Annotated in this window: 4 protein-coding genes and 2 pseudogenes; 2 read left to right on the top strand and 4 right to left on the bottom strand. The window is 47.2% G+C overall.

Annotation, left to right across the window (positions count from 1 at the left end; translation table 11 throughout):
- Together AAKU64_RS22200 and AAKU64_RS22195 are read right to left on the bottom strand one after the other, a co-directional pair.
- Nucleotides 1–448, bottom strand: a 448-nt coding sequence (locus AAKU64_RS22200; RefSeq protein WP_323493047.1) for an ATP-binding cassette domain-containing protein, incomplete at its 3' end; no start/stop codon positions are given.
- 439 nt (nucleotides 449–887) lie between these two features.
- Nucleotides 888–992, bottom strand: a pseudogene (locus AAKU64_RS22195) (IS6 family transposase); the annotation flags it as partial.
- Nucleotides 993–1572: 580 nt separating this feature from the next.
- On the opposite strand from AAKU64_RS22195, the gene AAKU64_RS22190 reads away from it, so the two are divergent.
- Nucleotides 1573–2643 carry a flavodoxin family protein gene (locus tag AAKU64_RS22190; protein WP_354363059.1) on the top strand — a complete coding sequence of 357 codons (1071 nt, stop codon included), beginning with the start codon at nucleotides 1573–1575 and terminating at the stop codon, nucleotides 2641–2643.
- A gap of 585 nt (nucleotides 2644–3228) precedes the next feature.
- Nucleotides 3229–3402 (top strand): annotated as a pseudogene (locus AAKU64_RS22185) (IS6 family transposase); the annotation flags it as partial.
- Nucleotides 3403–3519: 117 nt separating this feature from the next.
- On the opposite strand, the gene AAKU64_RS22180 reads toward AAKU64_RS22185, so the two are convergent.
- On the bottom strand, nucleotides 3520–3951 hold the full coding sequence (locus AAKU64_RS22180) for a BLUF domain-containing protein (RefSeq protein ID WP_323493132.1): 432 nt from the start codon (nucleotides 3949–3951) through the stop codon (nucleotides 3520–3522).
- 68 nt (nucleotides 3952–4019) lie between these two features.
- A partial coding sequence (locus AAKU64_RS22175) for a Crp/Fnr family transcriptional regulator (protein ID WP_354363058.1) occupies nucleotides 4020–4332 on the bottom strand: 313 nt, incomplete at its 5' end.

Raw genomic sequence — 4332 nt, 5'->3', positions numbered from 1 at the left:
GTGCGCCCATTGGTTCGTCAAGCAGCATAACTGGCGGATCCATGAAAGCAGCGCGCATGATGGCGATGCGCTGTTGCTGTCCGCCACTGAGCTCATGTGGGAATCGGTCCAGAATAGTTTCGTCCAAATCGACGAGACTCACCAACTCAGAAAAACGCGCAGCTAGCCGCGCGCGCTCCCAGCCTCGCAAACGCGCGACCATGACTACATTTTCTCGCGCAGACAAATGGGGGAAGAGTCCTCCGTCTTGTGGGATATAGCCAATTTTGTCGGCCCATTCGGCACGCGAAAACGACAGTAAGGGTTGTCCGTTAATTTTGACGTAGCCCTTATCCAACGGAATTAACCCCAATGTTAGTCGGAGCAGAGTGGTTTTCCCCGAACCGCTGGAACCGATAAGAGCATGCGTTGTCCCACTCTGCACCTTAAGATTTATATCCTGCAGCACAGTCTTACCGTCAAAAATTTTACAGATGTGTTGGAGTTCGAGCATCGTTGGTGAACAGTTTCTTTTTGTAATGCTGTTGAGAGTGGCTGTTGATTTGCGTCTAAAACTGACCCACCGGAGTTGCGCCAAAAACCTTGGACTTGATTATGTCGTTAAACGGAGACCTGAGCTGTATTCTACGAGACTATAAGAGCGAGCGAGGAGTTTAATCTGTTTCTCGTTATTAGGGATATGGGAGGTTTTGTCCCGCTAGCTAAACCAAGATCGCATTGACGCGGATGATCCGAAAGAGCCTGTTCGAAATCGAAGGCACGGCGATCTCGTTTGCAGACCAATTGTTTGCGGTGTCAGGAGTAGACCGTCCAGTTTGACGGACACAGGGCCATTCCATGGAAATTCCGGCATTCGATCAATAATGCGGCAGAAACCCTCATTGCGTTATCCCGTCAGAACCAGTTCGAGCGCAGTAAAAGGTCTTGAAACCGAGCATCGGTCGCGTGAGGCGTTTTATGGTCCGATGGTCTTGTTCGACGATATCGTTGATGCAGCTTTTGTCCATGTGCCGGCTGTTGCCAGACTGGCGCTTACGACGGCAGTAATTCGCGGCGAGTATAGGTAGCCGCTTGAAAACACGGTGCAGCGTTTTGTTATTCGGCTTTTGATCGGTGTGCATCAGTCAAGCCTACCGGGGCTTCCTTAATGCGACGAAATCGACCGAGTTGCTTCTACCTAATTTTGTTTTCGGCTTTGACCCAATTTCCCGCGTGGAATAATTTCAGTGACATAAGCGTATTTCAAGACCTTGGGTACCATCAACGCTATTACCGTATTTTTATAAGTACTGGTTTGATATGTGTTCTACCGAACTGTTTCAATTATTTTTTTTCTTTAATCTGCAATCTGAACATTGCTACGTTTCGGTTGCTATATCGGTTATGCACTCGAATATTAGAGCTACTGATTTCCTACTTTTTTGAAGATTAACTCATTGTAGTCGCAGTTAGCTTAAATGGAGTCAATATGAATTTACCCAAGATGAAAGCCCGCGCTGAGAACTATGACAGCCTTGATGAATTAGCTCTTAATAACGCGATTGAAATACCATTCCCTGCAATTGAAGTGTCATGATCGAACCACGCAAAGGGCAGGTGCCTGCTGTGCTAAAAAGAGGTGAATTTCATCTCGAATTTCAGCGTTCCTTTTTTGACCCATCTTTCAAAGCCGTACAAACGGAAATCGCTAAAGTTGAACAGGTTGCATGGGAAAATTACATCAACGGGAACAAGTCACCTATCACGGCAAAGGCTGGACCGGACTTTGCTGAGCCTGATTACGATCTGTCGGTGGAATGGAAATCGACGCGAGACAAATTGATTGCAGCGGAGGCTACACAAAAGGATTCTTCTACCAAATCAAGGGTTTTGCTGGTCTGCGGTTCTGCACGCAATGACGGCAGTTGTCCTGGCGAGATTTCAAAAACCTACCGCATGACGAAGCTTGCGGTAGAAATTCTGGAAGCAGGCGGCATAGAAGTCGATCAGTTGGATCTCAGCCTGTTGATTTCTGATTACGATAAACATATTTACCCCTGCAAGGCTTGTGTCTCCACCGCGATGCCATTATGTCATTGGCCTTGCAGTTGCTACCCTAACCATGGACAACGTCAGACCAATGACTGGATGGCCGAGATCTATGAAAAATGGGTCGCCGCTCATGCTGTCATTATCATGACACCTGTCTATTGGTACCAAACACCGGGGGTTTTGAAATTGATGATTGATAGATTGGTTTGTGCCGACGGCGGCAATCCGGATCCGACAACAACTTCAGGTAAGAATGCGAAAAAAGCGAAGGACATAGAGCTCAAAGGATGGTCCTATCCGAAACATCTGGCTGGCCGCGTATACGGTTTGGTTGTGCATGGCGATGTTGCGGGTATTGAAGGAGTACGCAGGTCATTGTCAGACTGGCTGGACTGGATGGGATTGGTCGATGCAGGCGCATTATCACGGCTGGACCGGTTTGTCGGCTACTACGAGTCCTATGCCGAAAGCCACGAAGTTCTGGATCGTGATCTAGCGATGCAAAAGGAAGTTCGCAATGTTGCCCGCGCCGTCATGAATGCTGTCGCCGAACTAAGAGCGGGTACTTTATTAATGCCGGATGCTGGGCTGGATCGTCCTCGACCCAAATGACGGTGCCATTGCCAGAACTCTTTTCGACTATTTAGGAATGCTATATGCCGTTGCGTGCCGGAATCAGCCTAAGAAGAAGCAGACTTTGCTAAGAAAATACGGTCTTTCAACAAAATTTATTCCTACTTTAATTTGAATTCAACGTCGCTGCTCGAACGACTCTCATTTGACCATTTAATCTTAGTACCATGTTTGATACTAATTACCGCCACCGAATTAGCTTGCCTAAGGAGCTGAGTTGTTCAATTTAGCTCTGATAACTTTACAGTGGACTGCAACGGCAATAACGCTAGTCGCAGCTTGGCTTGTGACATCCCAATCAAAAAAAAGGCGTAACTTAGGGTTTTGGTTGTTCACTGTAAGTAATATATTTTGGATAGTTTGGGGTTGGTACGATCACGCTTTTGCACTAATAGGATTGCAACTCGGTCTCTTTTTTCTTAATCTAAGAGGCGTAAGAAAGAATGACTCTGTTTGACAGGAAAATGATTTGATCGATTACGTCTCCTGAACTCAAGACAGTAGTTTTTAATAGCCACTCCATGTTTGTTACCACTGATAAGCCTCATCAACGATGTTCCTTCCAGGGTGATCAAGCCAATGCTCAATTTCAAATCCTTTTGGTCAGCCCAAAAAGTCCTGGCCAGCATCGAGCTTATGCACATGATTCGCAAAGTACAGTCGATGATGGAAGGTGCTGAGAAGATGTTTCTCGCAGATCAATTTTACCCGTTGGCAGGACAAGTCCGTCCAGCGTGATGATGGACGCAAGCGTCTGCTATAAATCCGATTTGGTTTCGCTAATGGGACAAAACCTGACTAAGTGGCTTAGCGGCTTGAGCGACCGAACGTCTGATAGCCACACATCGGCAATCGTTATTCAAGCATCTCAATACCCTCCCCGAACAGCACCAACATGGTCAATACTGCGCCAGGCTTGACCCGATTTCCAATTTCATTTCTGTCTGCATTGAAAACTTCTGCAGCAATGGGGGAGTTGCTGATTTCTGTGTCGGTCAGACGTCTAAAACCCATGTCCCAAGTTGCGAATTTCCGCTCAGCGACTTCCGCTCTGGAAAGCAGAAAAATATCGTTATGACGCTTGTCCAATTCGATGGACCGATATGTCTTACTCACGTCGGCGTCTTCACCTTCAAGCACCTGCAATATCCCGCCATTTGCGCATAGGAGCATTCCAGTTATGTTGCGCAATTTATTGATGCTCCGTGCAGTTTGAAGTATGTCGGCCATCACCTCTGGCGCATTGTTGACCAAAGAACTAGTGTAAACCAACTGAATAAGTGCCATGGCAGTAGTCATTCCAAAGTTAAAAAGTGTGAATTTGCTCCGTGAAGTGCGGCGCGGGGCATAACCGATTAGCCTTGCCCACCATTAATTGGATGAGTTTCGGTAGTTTTAATGCCGGTAGCAGAATTTGAATTGAGTGGATGCTTCGGCTCATGCATGTCATGAGTAATGCGTGGCAAGAGCCTCTCATATTCCTTCTTCACGACCCCAAAACACTCACATACTAACTTCTCCAAACCCGCACGGTCAACCACCTGTACGAGGCCGCGGCTGTATCGGATTATCCCAGCGGCCTGCAGTTTGCTTGCCTCACCGGTTACTCCCTCGCGACGTACGCCAAGCATGTGCCCGATAAGTTCGTGCGTTATCGTCAATACGTCG

Origin of the sequence: Undibacterium sp. GrIS 1.8 (assembly GCF_040544445.1) — a bacterium.
Lineage (GTDB): Bacteria > Pseudomonadota > Gammaproteobacteria > Burkholderiales > Burkholderiaceae_D > Undibacterium.
This window is presented reverse-complemented; position numbering and strand designations above follow the sequence as displayed.